General features: G+C 59.7%; 18 protein-coding genes. 16 read left to right on the forward strand and 2 right to left on the reverse strand.

Going from position 1 to position 18,330, the window contains the following annotated elements; translation table 11 throughout:
• The first annotated feature begins 20 nt into the window (after window positions 1-20).
• The 8 genes from ACZZ0D_RS04410 (at window position 21) to ACZZ0D_RS04445 (ending at window position 7,115) form a co-directional block, all read left to right on the forward strand.
• The gene (locus tag ACZZ0D_RS04410) at window positions 21-206 is read left to right on the forward strand and encodes a Trm112 family protein (protein WP_003174668.1); all 186 of its coding nucleotides are present in this window, start codon (window positions 21-23) and stop codon (window positions 204-206) included.
• Entirely contained in the window at window positions 203-967 is a 765-nt protein-coding gene (kdsB, locus tag ACZZ0D_RS04415; RefSeq protein WP_053122642.1) for a 3-deoxy-manno-octulosonate cytidylyltransferase, read from the forward strand. The genes ACZZ0D_RS04410 and kdsB overlap by 4 nt, the downstream gene beginning before the upstream one ends.
• The gene (locus tag ACZZ0D_RS04420) at window positions 967-1,431 is read left to right on the forward strand and encodes a low molecular weight protein-tyrosine-phosphatase (RefSeq protein ID WP_053122639.1); all 465 of its coding nucleotides are present in this window, start codon (window positions 967-969) and stop codon (window positions 1,429-1,431) included. Before kdsB ends, ACZZ0D_RS04420 begins: the two co-directional genes overlap by 1 nt.
• On the forward strand, window positions 1,428-2,447 hold the full coding sequence (gene murB / locus ACZZ0D_RS04425; RefSeq protein WP_463552537.1) for a UDP-N-acetylmuramate dehydrogenase: 1,020 nt from the start codon (window positions 1,428-1,430) through the stop codon (window positions 2,445-2,447). Before ACZZ0D_RS04420 ends, murB begins: the two co-directional genes overlap by 4 nt.
• 312 nt (window positions 2,448-2,759) lie before the next feature.
• Window positions 2,760-3,230, forward strand: coding sequence for a (2Fe-2S)-binding protein (locus tag ACZZ0D_RS04430; protein WP_053122632.1), 471 nt, complete (start codon window positions 2,760-2,762; stop codon window positions 3,228-3,230).
• The gene (locus tag ACZZ0D_RS04435) at window positions 3,227-5,548 is read left to right on the forward strand and encodes a xanthine dehydrogenase family protein molybdopterin-binding subunit (protein ID WP_463552538.1); all 2,322 of its coding nucleotides are present in this window, start codon (window positions 3,227-3,229) and stop codon (window positions 5,546-5,548) included. Before ACZZ0D_RS04430 ends, ACZZ0D_RS04435 begins: the two co-directional genes overlap by 4 nt.
• On the forward strand, window positions 5,548-6,528 hold the full coding sequence (locus tag ACZZ0D_RS04440) for an XdhC family protein (protein ID WP_463552539.1): 981 nt from the start codon (window positions 5,548-5,550) through the stop codon (window positions 6,526-6,528). The genes ACZZ0D_RS04435 and ACZZ0D_RS04440 overlap by 1 nt, the downstream gene beginning before the upstream one ends.
• Window positions 6,525-7,115 carry a nucleotidyltransferase family protein gene (locus tag ACZZ0D_RS04445; protein WP_463552540.1) on the forward strand — a complete coding sequence of 197 codons (591 nt, stop codon included), beginning with the start codon at window positions 6,525-6,527 and terminating at the stop codon, window positions 7,113-7,115. The genes ACZZ0D_RS04440 and ACZZ0D_RS04445 overlap by 4 nt, the downstream gene beginning before the upstream one ends.
• 159 nt (window positions 7,116-7,274) lie before the next feature.
• On the opposite strand, the gene rne is transcribed toward ACZZ0D_RS04445, so the two are convergent.
• A complete protein-coding gene (rne, locus tag ACZZ0D_RS04450; protein ID WP_463552541.1) occupies window positions 7,275-10,502 on the reverse strand; it encodes a ribonuclease E in 3,228 nt (1,075 codons plus the stop codon).
• 697 nt (window positions 10,503-11,199) lie between these two features.
• On the opposite strand from rne, the gene rluC reads away from it, so the two are divergent.
• The 3 genes from rluC to sppA are packed head-to-tail and all read left to right on the forward strand — an operon-like array spanning window position 11,200 to window position 13,822.
• Window positions 11,200-12,159: a 23S rRNA pseudouridine(955/2504/2580) synthase RluC gene (gene rluC / locus ACZZ0D_RS04455; RefSeq protein ID WP_045123283.1), complete on the forward strand. Its 960-nt coding sequence runs from the start codon at window positions 11,200-11,202 to the stop codon at window positions 12,157-12,159.
• Complete coding sequence (locus tag ACZZ0D_RS04460) at window positions 12,146-12,808, forward strand: HAD-IA family hydrolase (RefSeq protein WP_053122618.1); 663 nt, start codon at window positions 12,146-12,148, stop codon at window positions 12,806-12,808. The genes rluC and ACZZ0D_RS04460 overlap by 14 nt, the downstream gene beginning before the upstream one ends.
• A 24-nt stretch (window positions 12,809-12,832) precedes the next feature.
• A complete protein-coding gene (gene sppA / locus ACZZ0D_RS04465; RefSeq protein ID WP_401244663.1) occupies window positions 12,833-13,822 on the forward strand; it encodes a signal peptide peptidase SppA in 990 nt (329 codons plus the stop codon).
• 119 nt (window positions 13,823-13,941) lie between these two features.
• Here the strand turns inward: sppA and ACZZ0D_RS04470 are convergent, their stop codons facing one another.
• Window positions 13,942-14,520, reverse strand: coding sequence for a Maf family protein (locus tag ACZZ0D_RS04470; RefSeq protein WP_463552542.1), 579 nt, complete (start codon window positions 14,518-14,520; stop codon window positions 13,942-13,944).
• A 105-nt stretch (window positions 14,521-14,625) separates the two neighbouring features.
• Between ACZZ0D_RS04470 and ACZZ0D_RS04475 the strand changes: the two genes are divergently transcribed.
• The 5 genes from ACZZ0D_RS04475 to fabG all read left to right on the forward strand — a co-directional run bounded on the left by ACZZ0D_RS04475 (window position 14,626) and on the right by fabG (window position 18,186).
• Window positions 14,626-15,153, forward strand: coding sequence for a YceD family protein (locus ACZZ0D_RS04475; protein WP_463552543.1), 528 nt, complete (start codon window positions 14,626-14,628; stop codon window positions 15,151-15,153).
• Between the two features lie 13 nt (window positions 15,154-15,166).
• Entirely contained in the window at window positions 15,167-15,349 is a 183-nt protein-coding gene (gene rpmF / locus ACZZ0D_RS04480) for a 50S ribosomal protein L32 (protein WP_003179396.1), read from the forward strand.
• Between the two features lie 4 nt (window positions 15,350-15,353).
• Window positions 15,354-16,364 (forward strand): phosphate acyltransferase PlsX, encoded by a 1,011-nt coding sequence (gene plsX, locus ACZZ0D_RS04485; protein ID WP_082341469.1) that lies wholly within the window; start codon window positions 15,354-15,356, stop codon window positions 16,362-16,364.
• 123 nt (window positions 16,365-16,487) lie between these two features.
• Entirely contained in the window at window positions 16,488-17,426 is a 939-nt protein-coding gene (fabD, locus tag ACZZ0D_RS04490; RefSeq protein WP_463552544.1) for an ACP S-malonyltransferase, read from the forward strand.
• 16 nt (window positions 17,427-17,442) lie between these two features.
• Window positions 17,443-18,186, forward strand: coding sequence for a 3-oxoacyl-ACP reductase FabG (gene fabG, locus ACZZ0D_RS04495; protein ID WP_007908254.1), 744 nt, complete (start codon window positions 17,443-17,445; stop codon window positions 18,184-18,186).
• Window positions 18,187-18,330 lie beyond the last annotated feature (144 nt).

The following is an 18,330-nucleotide window of genomic DNA, read 5'->3' on the forward strand; positions in this document are numbered from 1 at the left end:
TCATTTATCAGGGAAAGTTCATGGACACCAAATTGCTCGACATCCTCGCGTGCCCGATCTGCAAAGGCCCGCTCAAGCTCAGCGCCGACAAGACCGAGCTTATCAGCAAGGGTGCCGGCCTGGCGTACCCGATCCGCGACGGCATTCCGGTGATGCTCGAAAGCGAAGCCCGCACCCTGACCACCGACGAGCGTCTGGATAAATGACCACCGCGTTCACCGTTGTCATCCCGTCGCGTTACGCCTCGACCCGTCTGCCCGGCAAACCGCTGCTGGACATCGCCGGCAAGCCGATGATCCAGCACGTCTGGGAACAGGCGAGCAAAAGCAGCGCGAGCCGCGTGGTCGTTGCGACTGACGATCCGCGCATCGTCGAGGCCTGCAAAGGCTTTGGCGCCGAAGTGGTGCTGACCCGTGAAGATCACAATTCCGGCACTGATCGTCTGGCTGAAGTCGCTGCGAAACTGGGCCTTGAGCCCGATGCGATCGTGGTCAACGTGCAGGGCGACGAGCCGCTGATTCCGCCGAGCGTGATCGATCAGGTCGCTGCCAACCTGGCCGCGCACACCGAAGCGCGCATGGCCACCTTGGCCGAGCCGATCGAAGACGTGGAAACCCTGTTCAATCCGAACGTGGTCAAGGTCGTCAGCGACATCAACGGTCTGGCGCTGACCTTCAGCCGCGCGACTTTGCCATGGGCACGCGATGCCTTCGCCAAAAGCCGCGAGCAACTGCCGGAAGGTGTGCCGTACCGTCGCCATATCGGCATTTATGCCTACCGCGCCGGGTTCCTTCAGGACTTCGTGAGCTGGGGCCCGTGCTGGCTGGAAAATACTGAATCCCTCGAACAACTGCGTGCCTTGTGGCACGGCGTGCGTATTCATGTTGCTGACGCGTTGATCGCGCCGCCGACTGGCGTCGACACTGTCGAAGACCTCGAGCGCGTTCGTCGCCTGCTGGGGGCCTGATGCGCGTTCTGTTTGTGTGCCTTGGCAACATTTGCCGCTCGCCCACGGCTGAAGGCGTGTTGCGCCACAAGTTGCGCGCCGCAGGGCTGGCGGATCAGGTTGAAGTGGCCTCCGCCGGCACCGGTGACTGGCACGTCGGCAATCCGCCGGACAAACGTAGCCAGGCCGCTGCCAAAGTGCGCGGTTATGACTTGTCGGCGCAACGCGCGCAGCAAGTCAGCCGCGCCGATTTCGCCAGTTACGATCTGATTCTGGCGATGGACAACAGCAACCTGCGCAACCTCAAGGCCCTGCAACCGTCCACCGGCCGCGCTGAACTGGATCTGTTCCTGCGCCGTTATGCCGGGCTCGTCGATGAGGTGCCGGATCCGTATTACGACGGCGATCAAGGGTTCGAGCAGGTGCTGGATCTGATTGAAGCGGCTTGTGACCAATTGTTGATCGAAGTGAAGGGCCGGTTATGAGTTTGCAGGTGCAACCGCAGGTTTCCCTGAAACCGTTCAACAGTTTTGGCGTCGACGTTCGCGCGCAACTGTTCGCCGAAGCCCATAGCGATGGCGATGTTCGTGAAGCGCTGGCCTATGCCGTTGCTCATGATGTGCCGCTGCTGGTGATCGGCGGTGGCAGCAATTTGCTGCTCACGGCAGATATTCCGGCGCTGGTGCTGCGCATGGCTACACGCGGGATTCGTGTGATCAGCGATGACGGCAACCGTGTGGTGATCGAGGCGGAAGCGGGCGAACCGTGGCATCCGTTCGTGCAGCACACGCTGGCGCTAGGATTTTCCGGACTGGAAAACCTCAGCCTGATTCCTGGCACCGTAGGTGCTGCGCCGATGCAGAACATTGGCGCTTACGGTGTCGAGATCAAGGATGTCTTTGCCGGGCTCACCGCGCTGGATCGTCAGACCGGCGAGCTGCGCGATTTCACCCTGGAAGAGTGCAACTTCGCCTACCGCGACAGCCTGTTCAAACAGCAGCCGGGGCGATGGTTGATTCTGCGTGTGCGTTTCAAACTGGATCGCGTCGCCCATCTGCATCTGGAATACGGCCCCGTACGTCAGCGCCTGACCGAGCAGGGCATCGAACAACCGACGCCGACCGACGTCAGCCGCGCGATTTGCAGCATCCGCAGCGAAAAACTGCCGGATCCAGCGGTGCTCGGCAATGCCGGCAGTTTCTTCAAGAACCCGCTGGTGTCGGCGGCCATCGTCGCGCAGATCAAAGCGCAGCACCCGGATGTGGTGGCTTATGCGCAGCCGGACGGGCAGATGAAGCTGGCAGCCGGTTGGCTGATTGAACGCGCCGGTTGGAAGGGTTTCCGTGAAGCCGATGCCGGCGTGCACAAATTGCAGGCGCTGGTGCTGGTCAATTACGGCGCGGCGACCGGCCTGCAACTGCTCGATCTGGCGCAACGTATTCAGAAAGACATTGCCGAACGTTTCAATGTCGACCTGGAAATGGAGCCCAATCGGTATTGAAGCAGCGGCGAGCTTCAAGCTTCTAGCGGCAAGCTACAATCTTGAGCGTGAGCCAGCTACTGCTTTTACTTGCAGCTTGTAGCTAAAAACTCGCCACTGAAAAGCCCTGTCTCAGCAGGGCTTTTTCGTTAATGTTGGGTTAACTTAGCGAGCTAACGATAACCGTCATTTGCTCCACCAAAGGCCCGGTGCAGACCTTCGCGTCGACACAAGAGAGCCTCATTAGCCTGAGTCGATCTGCGTGAACCACCGCCGATGCAACGGCGGCAGATTGCTCGACCCCATAACCACCAAAAATATGCGGGCGTGCCCATGATTACCCTGAAACTCAATGGCCAGGATCATTCTCTCGACGTCACGGAGGACATGCCGCTGCTTTGGGCGATCCGCGACGTTGCCGGTTACAACGGCACCAAATTCGGCTGCGGCATGGGCCTGTGTGGCGCGTGCACCATTCATATCGATGGCTTGCCGGCGCGCAGTTGCATCACGCCGATCGGCTCGGTGATCGGGCAGAACGTCACCACCATCGACAATCTGCATGCCGATCCGGTCGGGCAAGTCGTCCAGCAAGCCTGGCTCGATACGGCGGTCGCGCAGTGCGGTTTCTGTCAGGGCGGGCAAATCATGTCGGCCACCGCGCTGCTTAAAACCAATCCAAACCCGAGCGACGAGCAGATCGAAGAAGCCATGGTCGGCAACATCTGCCGCTGCGGCACTTATAACCGCATCAAAACCGCGATCCGCCAAGCCTCCACGCATTTGAAGGAGGCGAAAGCATGAGCCGCCTTCCGAACGATTTCGCCCTGAGCAATCTCAGTCGCCGCGGTTTCCTCAAAGGCGTCGGCGCGACGGGCGCGTTGGTGCTGGCCGCGAGTTGGGGTTGGCAGGATGCGCTGGCCGACGAGAAAGAAAAGAAATTCGGCGCCGACGGTATGCCCAACGGCTGGATCGATGACCCGAAAGTCTACGTGAGCATTGCCGCTGACGGCACGGTCACCGTGGTCTGCAACCGTTCGGAGATGGGGCAGGGCGTGCGCACCAGTCTGACCATGGTCGTCGCCGATGAACTGGACGCCGATTGGGCCAAGGTCAAAGTGCAGCAGGCGCCGGGCGATGAAGTGCGCTTCGGTAATCAGGACACCGACGGTTCGCGCAGCATGCGTCACTGGTACGAGCCGATGCGGCGTTGCGGTGCTGCAGCGCGGACGATGCTTGAACAAGCGGCGGCCACGCAGTGGAAAGTGCCGGTCGGCGAATGCCACGCGCAGTTGCACAAAGTCATTCACAAGCCGTCTGGCCGTGAGCTGGGTTATGGCGAACTGGCCGCCGCCGCGAGTGCGTTGGCGGTGCCAGCGCGTGACAGCCTGCGCCTCAAGCAACCGTCGGAGTTTCGCTACATCGGCAAGGAAGGCACCAAAGCCATCGACGGTGCCGATATCGTCAACGGCCGCGCGGTATACGGTGCCGACGTGCATTTCGACGGCATGGTTTACGCGACCATCGCCCGTCCGGCGGTGTATGGCGGCAAGGTCAAATCGCTGGATGACAGCGCTGCACTGAAAGTCCCCGGTGTGCTTAAAGTGATTCAGATTGAAGGCCGTCCACTGCCTTCGGAATTTCAACCACTGGGTGGCGTGGCGGTGGTGGCCAGCAATACCTGGGCTGCAATCAAGGGCCGCGAGGCGCTCAAAATCGAATGGGATGACGGCCCCAACGCCAGTTACGACTCGATCGCCTATCGCAAGGAGCTGGAAGCCGCCTCGCTGAAACCCGGCAAAGTGGTACGCAATACCGGCGATATCGACAAAGCATTGAGCGGCGCTGCCAGCACCCTCGAAGCTTCGTATTATTTGCCGCATCTTGCGCAGGCACCGATGGAGCCAATGGTGGCCATCGCCCGCTACAAGGACGGTGTCTGTGAAGCCTGGGCACCGAGCCAGGCGCCGCAAGTCACCCGCGAGCGTATTGCCGAGCGTCTCGGTCTGCTGTTCGACAACGTCACCTTTAATGTCACGCTGCTCGGCGGCGGTTTCGGGCGCAAGTCGAAACCGGACTTCGTCGTTGAAGCGGCGATTCTCGCCAAAGAATTTCCCGGCAAAGCCGTGCGGGTGCAGTGGACGCGTGAAGATGACATCCACAACTCGTACTTCCACACCGTGTCCGCCGAATATTTGAAAGCAGGCATCGGCAAGGACGGCATGCCGTCCGGCTGGTTGCATCGCACCGTGGCACCGAGCATCACCGCGCTGTTCGCGCCGGGCATGAACCACGAAGCGGCGTTCGAGCTGGGCATGGGTTTCACCAACATGGCCTACGCCATTCCCAACGTACGCCTGGAAAATCCTGAAGCCACCGTGCACACACGGGTCGGCTGGTATCGCTCGGTGTCGAACATTCCTCATGGTTTCGCCATCCAGAGTTTCGTCGATGAGCTGGCGCACAAGGCCGGTGAGGATCCGCTCAAGTACCAGATCAAACTGCTCGGCCCGGATCGGCAGATCGACCCGCGCACCTTGAGCGAAGAGTGGAACTACGGCGAATCCCCCGAGCGTTATCCGATCGATACCGGGCGCATGCGCACCGTGCTGGAAACCGCTGCCAAAGCCGCCGGTTGGGGGCGTAAATTACCCAAGGGCCGTGGCTTGGGGCTGGCGGTGCATTACAGCTTCGTCACCTATGTGGCGGCGGTGATCGAAGTCGAGGTTAAAGACGATGGCACGCTGATCGTGCACAAAGCTGACATCGCCGTGGATTGCGGGCCGCAGATCAACCCTGAGCGGATTCGCTCGCAGTTCGAAGGCGCCTGCGTCATGGGCCTGGGTAACGCGGTGCTGGGTGAAATCAGCTTCAAGGACGGCAAGGTTCAGCAGGACAACTTCCATATGTACGAAGTGGCGCGCATGTCGCTGGCGCCGAAGGAGGTCGCAGTGCATCTGGTGACGCCGCCGGGCGACGTGCCGTTGGGCGGTGTCGGCGAACCGGGTGTGCCGCCGATTGCGCCGGCGCTGTGCAATGCGATTTTTGCTGCCACGGGCAAGCGCATTCGTAACTTGCCCGTGCGTTATCAACTGCAGGATTGGCAGAAGGCGGACGCCTGATGGACAGTGTCGACCTCAATGTTCTGCGCAGCGTGCTCGAATGGCGCCGCGCCGGGCAGCGGGTGGTGTTGTTTAGCGTGGTGCAAACCTGGGGCACCGCGCCTCGGGCGCCCGGTGCGATGCTCGCCCTGCGCGAGGACGGCGTGGTGATCGGTTCGGTGTCGGGCGGCTGCGTTGAGGATGACTTGATCGCCCGCCTGCACGACGGGCGGATTGCCAGCGACGGGCCGCCGGTGCAACTGATCACGTATGGCGTCACTCGGGAGGAGGCGGCGCGGTTTGGCTTGCCCTGCGGAGGTACGCTGCGCCTGACCGAAGAGCAGGTTGGCGATCCGCAGTGGGTCGCCGAGCTGCTCGCGCGTTGTGAAGCCCACGAAATCGTCGCCCGCGAACTGAATATCGAAACCGGTGAAGTGGTTTTGACAGCGGCGAGCAAAACCGATGCTCTGGAGTTCGACGGCAAGCTTCTGCGCGCGATTTACGGCCCGCGCTGGCGCTTGCTGTTGATCGGTGCCGGGCAATTGTCACGCTACGTGGCGGACATGGCGCGGTTGCTGGATTTCGAAGTGCTGATCTGCGATCCGCGCACTGAGTTCGTTTATGGCTGGGAAGAGCAGCACGGTCGCTTCGTTAAGGGTATGCCGGACGAGGCGGTGTTGAACATTCAGACCGATGAGCGCACGGCGATTGTCGCGTTGACCCACGATCCGCGTCTGGATGACATGGCATTGCTGACTGCACTGGATTCGCCGGCGTTTTACGTCGGCGCACTCGGCTCGCGGGTCAATAGTTTGAAGCGCCGCGAGAATCTGGCTCAGCTAGGCTTGTCGGTAGAGGCGATTGCTCGATTGCATGGGCCGATCGGTCTGCACATTGGCAGTCATTCGCCGGCGGAGATTGCCTTGTCTTTGCTCGCAGAGATCGTCGCGATCAAAAACGGCGTTGAGTTGAAGCAGAAGAAACCCGTGGAGGGCGCATGAGCCGAACCATTGGCGTGATTGTGTTGGCCGCAGGCGAGGGCAGTCGCTTTCGCAAAGTGGCGGGTGCGGACAAGGATAAGTTGCTCGCTGATTGCACCGGTCGCGATGGCGCGGTGCGCTCGGTGATCGAGCAGGTGCTGGTGAATCTGCCGGCGAGCCTCGACAAACGTGTACTGGTCACGACGGAAGAACGACCGCAAGCGATGCGTATGGCTCAGGCGTATGGCTGTGAAGTTGTGACGATTGGCACGACCGGCATGGGCGACAGCATTGCGGCGGGAATCGCGACGTGCCCGCAAGCGGATGGCTGGCTGATTGTGCTGGGGGATATGCCGTTTATCTTGCCCTCGAGTATTGAGCGGGTTGTTGCGGCGATGGCTGATGATGCGGTGAGCGTGCCGGTGCAGGACGGTGAGTTTGGGCATCCGGTGGGATTTGGCCGGTCGTTTGGTGCGGGGTTGCTGGCGTTGAGTGGTGATCGTGGGGCTCGGCCTTTGTTCAAGCAGGGCAGGGTGGTTGAGGTGGTGGTGGATGATCCCGGGGTTTTGTGGGATATCGATGTGCCGGAGGCTTTGGTTTTTAAATAACAGCAAGATCAAAAGATCGCAGCCTTCGGCAGCTCCTACAGGGGAACGCATTTCAAATTGTAGGAGCTGCCGAAGGCTGCGATCTCTTGATCTTTTAAATGGCATAAAAAAAGCCCCGCCAGGTTTTCACCGGGCGGGGCTTTTTTACAGCTTCAGGAATCAGACGAGGGGTTTAGGCTCGTGTTCTTTTTCCTGGGCTTCTTCGTGGTGCTCTGCTGCGTCTTGAACGGAGCGAGGCGCTTCAGCGATGACCGCTTCAACTACCGCTTGTTCAGCGACGACTTCTGCAACCGGAGCAGCAGCGGCAGCCTGTTCGGCTTCCTTCTGCAGGCGCTCTTCTTCACGCTTGCGACGACGCACTTCACGAGGATCGTTCGGTGCGCGACCGTTTGCAGCCAGAGCGCTGACCGGAGCCACTTCAGCCACCGGAGCAGGAGCTTCGACAACTACCGGCGCTTCGACGACTGGAGCTGGTTCAGCAACAACCACTGGCTCGGCAGCTTTGGTCTCTTCAACCACTGGAGCTTCGGCAACAGGCGCTTCGTATGCTGGTGCTTCGAACACTGGCGTCTCAACAACCGGCGTTTCAACCACTGGCGCTGGCGTTTCAGCGACAACCGGCTCGGCTACCCAGTTGAAAGCGGTCTGCTCTTCGCGAACTTCACGTACGGTTTCGGTCACGGTTTCAGCGACGGTTTCAACCACCGGCTCAGCAACCACAACTGGAGCCGGCTCTACCTGAGGCAGCGTTTCCTGAACCGGAGCCACTTCGACTTCCGGAGCAGCAACCACTTCTACTGGAGTGGTCGCTTCAACAACCGGCGCTTCCACTGGAGCAGTTTCCTGAACAGCAGCGGTGGCGCGTTCGGCTTGCTCAAAGGCTTGGGCTTCGGCCGGAGCGCTGATCACGGTGCTGGCAACGGCTGCGGTAACAGCCAGGCCGGCGGCCAGATCGGCAGTGCTTGGCTCTTCAGCGTTTTCGCCGGCTTCGGATTCTTCCGAACCTTCGATCACGTTGCCGTTGGCATCACGCTGACGCTCACGACGGTTGCTGCGACGACGCTGACCGCGCGAACGACGACGTGGGCGATCGCCTTCGGCGCTCTCCGAACCGTCTTCCGGCAGTTGCTCTTCGTTGGTGTTCACTTCTTCTTCAGCGACGGCAGCAGCGGCCTGTTCGGCGCGCGGTTGACGCTCTTCACGCGGCGGACGCGGTGCGCGCTCTTCGCGTGGCTGACGAACCGGACGCTCTTCAGCAGCCACCTCGGTGGTCACGGCAGGGGCGGCGTCGAGTGGCTCGCGCAGTTCACGTACACGTTCTTCACGCTCGCCACGTGGCTTGCGATCTTCACGCGGAGCGCGCGGAGCACGTTCTTCACGCGGCGCACGTGGCGCGCGTTCTTCACGGGCGGCTGGCGCTGCTTCGGTACGGGCTTCACGCGGCTCGCGAACTTCGCGGGCTTCACGAGGCTGACGCTCTTCACGCGGCTCACGTGGGGCGCGTTCTTCACGCGGTGCACGCTCTTCGCGCGGTTTGCGTTCTTCATCGCGGCGACCATTACGGTTGCGGCTCTGTTGACGACCGTTGCGACGCTCTTCGTTACGGGCCGGACGCTCGGCAGCCGGTTTTTCAACCACGGCCGGAGCAACTGGCTCTTCTTTGGTAGCGAACAGGCTGACCAGCGACTTCACCAGACCTTTGAACAGGCTTGGTTCTGGCGCGGCAACCGGAGCCGGCGCGGCGGCAGCAGCAGGTGCGGCCACTTCGGTCGGCACCGGAGCGTTGGCGCGAGCCGGTGCAGTTTTGACCGCGGCTTCCTGGCGAACCAGGGTGCGGGTCGCGGCGGCTGGCTGAACTTCTTCAACTTCAGCAGCGGCGGCAGCGATTTCGTAGCTGGACTGGTTGGTCGCGGCTTCCGGGCTGTCGTCACGCAGGCGCTGAACTTCGAAGTGCGGCGTTTCGAGGTGATCGTTCGGCAGAATGACGATGCGAGCACGGGTGCGCAGTTCGATCTTGGTGATCGAGTTGCGTTTTTCGTTGAGCAGGAACGCGGCCACCGGGATCGGCACTTGTGCGCGAACTTCGGCGGTGCGGTCTTTCAGGGCTTCTTCTTCGATCAGGCGCAGGATCGCCAGCGACAGCGATTCAACGTCACGAATGATGCCGGTGCCGTTGCAACGCGGGCAGACGATGCCGCTGCTTTCGCCCAGCGATGGACGCAGGCGCTGACGCGACATTTCCAGCAGGCCGAAGCGCGAGATGCGGCCGATCTGCACGCGAGCGCGGTCGGCTTCCAGGCATTCGCGGACTTTCTCTTCCACGGCGCGCTGGTTCTTGGCAGGGGTCATGTCGATGAAGTCGATGACGATCAGGCCGCCGATGTCGCGCAGGCGCAACTGACGGGCGATTTCTTCGGCGGCTTCAAGGTTGGTCTGCAGAGCGGTTTCTTCGATGTCGCTGCCTTTGGTGGCGCGCGCCGAGTTGATGTCGATGGACACCAGGGCTTCGGTCGGATCGATAACGATGGAGCCGCCGGAAGGCAGTTCAACGACGCGCTGGAAAGCGGTCTCGATCTGGCTTTCGATCTGGAAACGGTTGAACAGCGGCACGCTGTCTTCGTACAGCTTGATCTTGCTGGCGTACTGCGGCATCACCTGGCGGATGAAGGTCAGGGCTTCGTCCTGGGCTTCAACGCTGTCGATCAGCACTTCGCCGATGTCCTGGCGCAGGTAATCGCGGATGGCGCGGATGATCACGTTGCTTTCCTGATAGATCAGGAATGGCGCGGAGCGATCCAGCGAGGCTTCTTTAATAGCGGTCCACAGTTGCAGCAGGTAATCGAGATCCCACTGCATTTCTTCGCTGCTGCGGCCAAGGCCGGCAGTGCGCACGATCAGACCCATGTCGGCCGGTGCAACCAGACCGTTCAGCGCTTCACGCAGTTCGTTGCGCTCTTCGCCTTCGATGCGGCGGGAGATACCGCCGGCACGCGGGTTGTTCGGCATCAGCACGAGGTAACGACCGGCCAGGCTGATGAAGGTGGTCAGGGCTGCGCCCTTGTTGCCACGTTCTTCTTTTTCGACCTGAACGATAACTTCCTGGCCTTCGCTCAGGACGTCCTTGATGTTGACGCGGCCTTCGGGGGCTTTCTTGAAGTATTCGCGGGAGATTTCTTTGAGGGGCAGGAAGCCATGGCGCTCAGAGCCAAAATCGACAAAGGCAGCCTCAAGGCTTGGTTCGATGCGAGTGATACGGCCTTTATAAATGTTGGCCTTCTTCTGCTCGCGTGCACCGGATTCGATGTCCAGGTCGTAGAGGCGTTGGCCATCTACCAGTGCAACACGCAACTCTTCGGGTTGAGTTGCGTTAATCAGCATTCTTTTCATGTAGTACCGTCGGTTTCCGGGCTGCCGGAAACGGCGTTCGGCACACACGACTTCTCACGGTCGGTGTCAGGTGCGTCGGGAGTGGTTGGCCATTCCCGTGTCCAGCGATATGCGGCCAATTGGGCCGATATAGCGACGTACGCGTCCTGCTTGCTGTGGCTACTTAAGCACTCAGTCAGGAGGAGGAATCAACCGTGGCTGTGGACGAGATGAAGCGTCTTGATAAAGCCTAATGCTACACAGTCCAGCGGTTGTGCATCTCCACCCTACACGTATCCCTGATAATTCGGGTGCTGCCGCGCGCAGAATCCGCAGCGGGTTGGCATTTACCGTGAGCTCCGAAAGGGGAGGTCACGCATCATGGCTAATCAGGCGGTGTTTCCGAAGCTTTCGCTCGGGGTCATCTGCGGTTGACTGCACTTTGTGAACTGGCCGTGAATATCTGCCTGTCAGGCGAGTAAAAACTCTGCTCGACGGTGTAATTCAGGCCTCATGTCACCTGCGCTTGTTACAACTGCAAACTCCACCGTTACGTAGCAAAAGCCCCGTAGGACGGCCTCGCGTCCTGGTGAATTGCGATGGTCAGGGCCGGTTTTTGACCGTGGTGCCGCTGTCCAGGCCGCTTTTGGCGGCGTTCGCGACTATAGCAGCAATGATTAAGTGCTTCAATTCCATAAAAATTGTTATCATCCGCGGCATGACAACTACTGCCCCTTCGACTCCAGGCGTTCAATTGCTTGAAGTCTCGCCGGAGTATGCCGGCCAACGAATCGACAATTTCCTTCTCGCCCGGCTCAAAGGCGTGCCCAAGACCTTGATTTACCGCATTTTGCGCAAAGGCGAAGTGCGCGTGAACAAAGGTCGGATCAAGCCCGAATACAAGCTGCAGGCCGGTGATATCGTGCGCGTGCCGCCCGTTCGCGTGCCTGAGCGCGACGAACCGGTGCCATTGGCCCAGGGTCTGTTGCAGCGCCTGGAAGCCTCGATTGTCTTCGAAGACAAAGCCCTGATCGTGATCAACAAGCCCGCCGGCATTGCGGTTCACGGCGGCAGTGGCTTGAATTTCGGTGTGATCGAAGCCTTTCGTCAGTTGCGCCCGGATACCAAAGAGCTGGAGCTGGTTCACCGTCTCGACCGTGACACCTCCGGCCTGCTGATGATCGCCAAAAAGCGCAGCATGTTGCGTCACCTCCACGAGCAATTGCGCGGCGATGGCGTCGACAAGCGCTACATGGCGCTGGTGCGCGGCAACTGGGCAACCTCGATCAAGAAAGTCAGCGCGCCATTGCTCAAGAGCAATCTGCGTTCTGGCGAGCGCATGGTCGAAGTCAACGAAGAAGGCAAAGAGGCCCTGACGATGTTCAAGGTGCTGCGCCGCTTCGGTGATTTCGCCACCATGGTCGAAGCCAAACCGGTTACCGGTCGCACCCACCAGATTCGCGTGCACACCTTGCATGCTGGCCATTGCATTGCTGGCGACAGCAAGTACGGCGATGAGGATTTCACCAAGGAAATCCGCGATCTGGGCGGCAAGCGTCTGTTTCTGCACGCTTACATGCTGACCGTGCCGCTGCCGGATGGCGGCAAGCTGACCTTGCAGGCACCGGTCGATGAAATGTGGGCCAAGACCGTGGAGCGATTGAGTGCGCCCATCTGATTACAAGCTGCTGATTTTTGATTGGGACGGCACGCTGGCCGATTCCATCCATCGGATCGTCGAGGCGATGCACTCGGCATCCGGGCGTTCCGGTTTCGAGTTGCGTGATGATTTCGCCGTCAAAGGCATCATCGGCCTGGGCCTGCCTGAGGCGATCCGCACCTTGTATCCCGAGATCAGCGACGCTGAAATGACCTTGTTTCGCGAGTATTACGCTGATCACTACATCGCCGCCGAAGCCGTGCCTTCGCCGTTGTTCGAAGGGGTGGTCGAGTCGATGGCGTCGTTCCGCGAGCAGGGTTATCACCTGGCCGTGGCCACCGGCAAGAATCGCCGGGGTCTGGATCGAGTGCTCAAGGCCAATGGCTGGGAAGATTATTTCGATATCACCCGCGCTGCCGATGAAACTGCGAGCAAGCCGCACCCTCTGATGCTGGAGCAGATCCTTGCTCATTGCGGCGTGCGCGCCGAGCAGGCGCTGATGGTTGGTGATTCGTCCTTCGATCTGCTGATGGCGCGTAACGCGGGGATGGATTCGGTGGCGGTCAGTTATGGCGCGCAATCGATCGAATCGCTGCAGCAGTTCGAGCCGCGCCTGTCGATCGACCGTTTTTCCGAATTGCATGCCTGGCTGGCGCAGCAGGCTTAATACGTTTTTGCTAGGGTGGATGGCATGACCGACGAATGGAAAGCACCGGCCAAGGCAGATGCCGACGGCGGTGACGAGAAAAGCTGGAAGCTGCTGGAGAAGACTCTCCTGGCCGGCGTGCAAGAGCAGCGCCGTTCGCGGCGCTGGGGGATCTTCTTCAAGCTGCTGACGTTTGTTTATCTGTTTATTGCGCTGATCCTGTTCACGCCGCTGATGGACATGGAAAAGAGCGCCACCCGTAGCGATAACTACACCGCGTTGATCGATGTCATCGGGGTGATTGCCGATAAAGAGCCGGCCAGCGCCGATAATATTGTCGGCAGTCTGCGCGCTGCGTTTGAGGACAAGAAGGTCAAAGGTGTCGTCCTGCGCATCAACAGCCCGGGCGGCAGTCCGGTGCAGTCAGGTTATGTGTATGACGAGATCAAGCGCCTGCGCGGCCTGCACCCGGATATCAAGGTGTATGCCGTGATTTCCGATCTGGGTGCTTCCGGTGCTTATTACATCGCCAGCGCGGCGGATCAGATTTATGCCGACAAGGCGAGTCTGGTCGGTTCGATCGGTGTGACGGCGGCCGGTTACGGTTTTGTCGGCACCATGGAGAAGCTTGGCGTTGAGCGTCGCACGTACACTTCGGGCGAGCACAAGTCCTTCCTCGATCCGTTCCAGCCGCAGAAGCCGGATGAAACGGCGTTCTGGCAGACGGTGCTGGATACCACGCACAAACAGTTCATCAATAGCGTCAAGCAGGGTCGTGGTGATCGTCTGAAGGACAAAGAGCATCCGGAGCTGTTCTCCGGGCTGGTCTGGTCGGGCGAACAGGCGCTGCCGTTAGGTTTGATCGATGGGCTGGGCAATGCCAGTTCGGTTGCGCGTGACGTGATTGGCGAGAAAGAACTGGTGGATTTCACCGTTCAGGAATCGCCGTTCGACCGCTTCTCGAAGAAGCTCGGTGCCAGCGTGGCTGAGCAGTTGGCGATGTGGATGGGTTTCCACGGGCCTTCGTTGCGTTAATTCGTTGTAAAGATCAAAAGATCGCAGCCTGCGGCAGCTCCTACACGTTTCATGTCCAATCGCATTTTTGTGATGACATGAATCCTGTAGGAGCTGCCGAAGGCTGCGATCTTTTGCTTTTAAGGAATCTGCACGCCTTCCACCAACAGCATGTCAATCAGCCGAATCAATGGCAGGCCGATCAGGCTGGTCGCGTCCGGCCCTTCAGTAGACTGAAACAAGCTCACCCCCAAACCTTCAGCCTTGAAGCTGCCAGCGCAGTCATAAGGCTGCTCAGTGCGCAGATAGCGCTCAATGCGCGCCTGATCGAGCTGGCGCATGTGTACGGTAAACGGCACGCAGTCGACCTGGCATTCGCCGGTCTGGCTGTTGAGCAGCGCCAGGCCGGTCAGGAAGGTCACACTGGCGCCGCTGGCGGCCATCAGTTGCTCGCGGGCCTTCTCGAAGGTGTGCGGCTTGCCGATGATCTGCTCACCGAGTACGGCAACCTGGTCAGAGCCGATGATCAAGTGCGCAGGATGACTGTCGGCCAGTGCCCGGGCTTTTTGTTCGGCGAGGCGTTTGACCAGTTCGATGGCTGGCTCGCCCGGACGATGACTTTCATCGATATCCGGAGAGGAGCAGACGAACGGCACGTGCAGTCTGGCGAGCAATTCGCGACGATATGTCGAGCTTGAAGCGAGTAATAAAGGCAGCATTCGTGTCTCCTGAGGCAGGTGCGAATTCTAGCGGAGGCGTGCAAGTGACGGACAGGGAACAATTTCCTTTGACATGGGTGGGTGCATCCCTATAATGCTGCGCCTATGTTGAATGACCCGATTCCACCTCACGTTGACCCGCGCAAATTGGCTGATCGTGGCACCACCCTTCAAGGTGAATTGCTGCTAGGCGATTTGAAGAGACTCTGCGACCCGCTTTCCGACGATGTCGGTACGGTGCAGGCGAAATTCATTTTTGAACGAGATGAACGTAAATCTGTGGTGATCCACAGCTTTATCGACACCGAGGTCAAAATGGTTTGCCAGCGTTGTCTTGAGCTGGTCACCCTGCCGATCCACAGCGAATGCAGTTATGCTGTGGTGAAAGAGGGTGCGAATACCCAGTCGTTGCCGAAAGGTTATGACGTGCTGGAACTGGGCGAAGATCCATTGGATCTGCAGTCACTGATCGAGGAGGAGCTTCTGCTCGCCTTGCCCATTGTGCCTGCTCATCATCCGGAAGAATGCCAGCAGCCGGCGGGTCTCGATGAGCCCGAACCGAGCGAGGACGAGTCAACGCGGTCCAACCCGTTCAGTGTATTGGCGCAGTTAAAGCGTGACCCAAACGTTTAGGAGTTAATCAATTATGGCTGTTCAGCAGAACAAAAAATCCCGCTCTGCCCGTGACATGCGCCGTTCGCACGACGCTCTCGAGGCTAGCACCCTGTCTGTAGAAAAAACCACTGGTGAAGTTCACCTGCGTCACCACGTATCGCCAGAAGGCGTATACCGTGGCCGTAAAGTGATCGACAAGGGCGCTGACGAGTAATCACTTGTCCGCTCAAGTCATCGCGATTGACGCAATGGGCGGGGACTTCGGTCCCCGCAGCATTGTTCAGGCCAGCCTTGCTTGCCTTTCTGCTACGCCCTCGCTGCACCTGACCCTCGTCGGTCAACCCTCCCTTCTTGAAGAATTGATCCACGGCCAATCGGCTGCCGATCGCGCGCGCCTGACGATTGTGGGTGCCAGCGAAGTCATCACAATGGACGAAAAACCGACTCAAGCCCTGCGTGGCAAGCCGGACTCGTCGATGCGTGTCGCCCTGGAGCTGGTGCGTGATGGCAAGGCGCAAGCCTGTGTCAGTGCCGGCAATACCGGTGCGTTGATGGCGCTGTCGCGATTTGTGCTGAAGACGCTGCCGGGTATTGATCGTCCGGCGATGGTGGCGGCGATTCCGACGCAGAAGGGTTTTTGCCAGTTGCTCGATCTCGGCGCCAATGTCGATTGCAGTGCCGAGCATCTGCTGCAATTTGCGGTAATGGGTTCGGTGGCGGCGCAGACGCTGGGGATCAATCGTCCGCGTGTGGCGCTGCTGAATATCGGCACTGAAGACATCAAGGGTAACCAGCAGGTCAAACTGGCGGCGACGTTGTTGCAGGCTGCTCGTGGCATCAATTACATCGGCTTCATCGAAGGCGACGGGTTGTATCGCGGTGAGGCGGATGTGGTGGTGTGCGACGGTTTCGTCGGCAATATTCTGCTCAAATCCAGCGAAGGCCTGGCGACGATGATCGCTGCGCGCATCGAGGCGCTGTTCAAAAAGAATCTGGCGTCCCGTGCGGTGGGTGCGTTGGCGTTGCCATTGATGAAGCGTTTGCAGGCGGATCTGGCGCCGGCGCGACACAATGGCGCAAGCTTTCTCGGCTTGCAGGGCATCGTCGTGAAAAGTCACGGTTCGGCCGGTGTTCAGGGCTTCCAGAGTGCGATCCAGCGTGCGCTGATCGAGATTCAAGAGAACTTACCCGAGCGTCTCCACGGTCGTCTGGAGGATTTGTTGTCTTAGGCGTTTTCGTCGGACAATGCTTAAATGTGACCGCCCGGTTCAAAGGGCCATCCAACTGTCAGTTTCTTGCGTCCCCAAGCGGGGCGTCATTTTCCGACGACAAGATCATTAGGGGCTTGTTACATGTCTGCTTCCCTCGCATTCGTCTTTCCAGGACAGGGTTCGCAGTCCCTCGGCATGCTGGCCGAGCTGGGCGCGCAATACCCGCTGATCCTCGAAACATTCCAAGAAGCCTCCGCTGCTCTGGGCTATGACCTGTGGGCACTGACCCAGCAGGGCCCGGAAGAGCTGCTCAATCAAACCGATAAAACCCAACCGGCCATTCTGACCGCTTCGATCGCCCTGTGGCGTCTGTGGCTGGCAGAAGGTGGCGCGCGTCCGGCCTTTGTTGCCGGTCACAGCCTGGGCGAATACAGCGCGCTGGTTGCCGCTGGCAGCCTGACGCTGGCGGACGCGGTGAAGCTCGTTGAGCGCCGTGGCCAACTGATGCAGGAAGCGGTTCCGGCCGGGCAGGGTGGCATGGCCGCCATCCTCGGTCTGGAAGACGCTGACGTGCTGGCAGCCTGCGCCGAAGCTGCGCAAGGTGAAGTGGTCAGCGCCGTCAACTTCAACTCGCCTGGCCAAGTCGTTATCGCCGGTGCCAAGGCTGCCGTTGAGCGCGCCATCGAAGGCTGCAAGGCCCGTGGTGCCAAGCGCGCGATGCCGCTGCCGGTAAGCGTGCCGTCGCACTGCGAATTGATGCGTCCGGCCGCCGAGCGCTTTGCCGAATCCATCGCCGCTATTAACTGGCAGGCGCCGCAGATTCCGGTGGTACAGAACGTCAGCGCGCAAGTGCCGGCTGATCTGGAAACCCTCAAGCGTGATCTGCTCGAACAACTCTACAAGCCAGTCCGTTGGGTTGAATCGGTACAGATGCTGGCAGCCAAGGGCGCGACCAATCTGGTCGAATGTGGCCCGGGCAAAGTCCTCGCCGGTCTGAACAAACGTTGCGCTGAAGGCGTGGCGACTTCCAACCTCAATACCCCAGACGCTTTCGCTGCCGCTCGCGCAGCGCAAGCCTGAATCAGGAGAAACTTGCATGAGTCTGCAAGGTAAAGTTGCACTGGTCACCGGTGCAAGCCGTGGCATCGGCCAGGCCATCGCGCTGGAACTGGGTCGTCAGGGCGCCATCGTTATTGGCACCGCGACCTCGGCTTCGGGTGCTGAGCGCATTGCTGCAACCCTGAAGGAAAATGGTATTCAGGGCACTGGCCTTGAGCTGAACGTGACCAGCGATGAATCGGTCAGCGCAGTGCTGGCGAGCATTCAGGAGCAGTTCGGTGCGCCAGTGGCGATACTGGTGAATAATGCCGGCATCACCCGCGATAACCTGATGATGCGCATGAAAGACGATGAGTGGTACGACGTGATCGATACCAACCTGAACAGTCTATTCCGCCTGTCCAAGGGCGTTCTGCGCGGCATGACCAAGGCGCGCTGGGGTCGAATTATCAGTATTGGCTCGGTAGTGGGTGCCATGGGCAACGCTGGCCAAGTAAACTATGCAGCCGCCAAGGCCGGTCTGGAAGGTTTCAGTCGTGCCATGGCGCGTGAAGTCGGTTCGCGTTCGATTACGGTCAACTCGGTAACCCCAGGGTTTATCGACACCGATATGACCCGCGAACTGCCTGAAGCACAGCGTGAAGCCTTGCAGACGCAGATTCCGCTGGGTCGTCTGGGACAAGCTCAAGAGATCGCGTCTGTGGTCGCTTTTCTTGCATCCGACGGTGCGGCATACGTCACTGGGGCTACAATCCCGGTGAACGGTGGGATGTACATGTAAGTAAAATGTGACGGATTGCTTCAAAAAAATGTCATACGAGCTGTCTAAAATCCGTTATAAAGCTGCAATCTATTTATAGGCAGAGGGCCACCGGGTTTGAGGAGTGAAGCTTTCAGTTGAAAAGCTGAAAAGTCTTTCTATACA

The organism is Pseudomonas sp. AC193 (assembly GCF_979258075.1).

Coding starts and splice junctions, on each gene's coding strand:
- ACZZ0D_RS04410 (WP_003174668.1), top strand. CDS start 21: ATGGACACCAAATTGCTCGACATCCTCGCGTGCCCGATCTGCAAAGGC.
- kdsB (WP_053122642.1), top strand. CDS start 203: ATGACCACCGCGTTCACCGTTGTCATCCCGTCGCGTTACGCCTCGACC.
- ACZZ0D_RS04420 (WP_053122639.1), top strand. CDS start 967: ATGCGCGTTCTGTTTGTGTGCCTTGGCAACATTTGCCGCTCGCCCACG.
- murB (WP_463552537.1), top strand. CDS start 1,428: ATGAGTTTGCAGGTGCAACCGCAGGTTTCCCTGAAACCGTTCAACAGT.
- ACZZ0D_RS04430 (WP_053122632.1), top strand. CDS start 2,760: ATGATTACCCTGAAACTCAATGGCCAGGATCATTCTCTCGACGTCACG.
- ACZZ0D_RS04435 (WP_463552538.1), top strand. CDS start 3,227: ATGAGCCGCCTTCCGAACGATTTCGCCCTGAGCAATCTCAGTCGCCGC.
- ACZZ0D_RS04440 (WP_463552539.1), top strand. CDS start 5,548: ATGGACAGTGTCGACCTCAATGTTCTGCGCAGCGTGCTCGAATGGCGC.
- ACZZ0D_RS04445 (WP_463552540.1), top strand. CDS start 6,525: ATGAGCCGAACCATTGGCGTGATTGTGTTGGCCGCAGGCGAGGGCAGT.
- rne (WP_463552541.1), bottom strand. CDS start 10,502: ATGAAAAGAATGCTGATTAACGCAACTCAACCCGAAGAGTTGCGTGTT.
- rluC (WP_045123283.1), top strand. CDS start 11,200: ATGACAACTACTGCCCCTTCGACTCCAGGCGTTCAATTGCTTGAAGTC.
- sppA (WP_401244663.1), top strand. CDS start 12,833: ATGACCGACGAATGGAAAGCACCGGCCAAGGCAGATGCCGACGGCGGT.
- ACZZ0D_RS04470 (WP_463552542.1), bottom strand. CDS start 14,520: ATGCTGCCTTTATTACTCGCTTCAAGCTCGACATATCGTCGCGAATTG.
- ACZZ0D_RS04475 (WP_463552543.1), top strand. CDS start 14,626: ATGTTGAATGACCCGATTCCACCTCACGTTGACCCGCGCAAATTGGCT.
- rpmF (WP_003179396.1), top strand. CDS start 15,167: ATGGCTGTTCAGCAGAACAAAAAATCCCGCTCTGCCCGTGACATGCGC.
- fabD (WP_463552544.1), top strand. CDS start 16,488: ATGTCTGCTTCCCTCGCATTCGTCTTTCCAGGACAGGGTTCGCAGTCC.
- fabG (WP_007908254.1), top strand. CDS start 17,443: ATGAGTCTGCAAGGTAAAGTTGCACTGGTCACCGGTGCAAGCCGTGGC.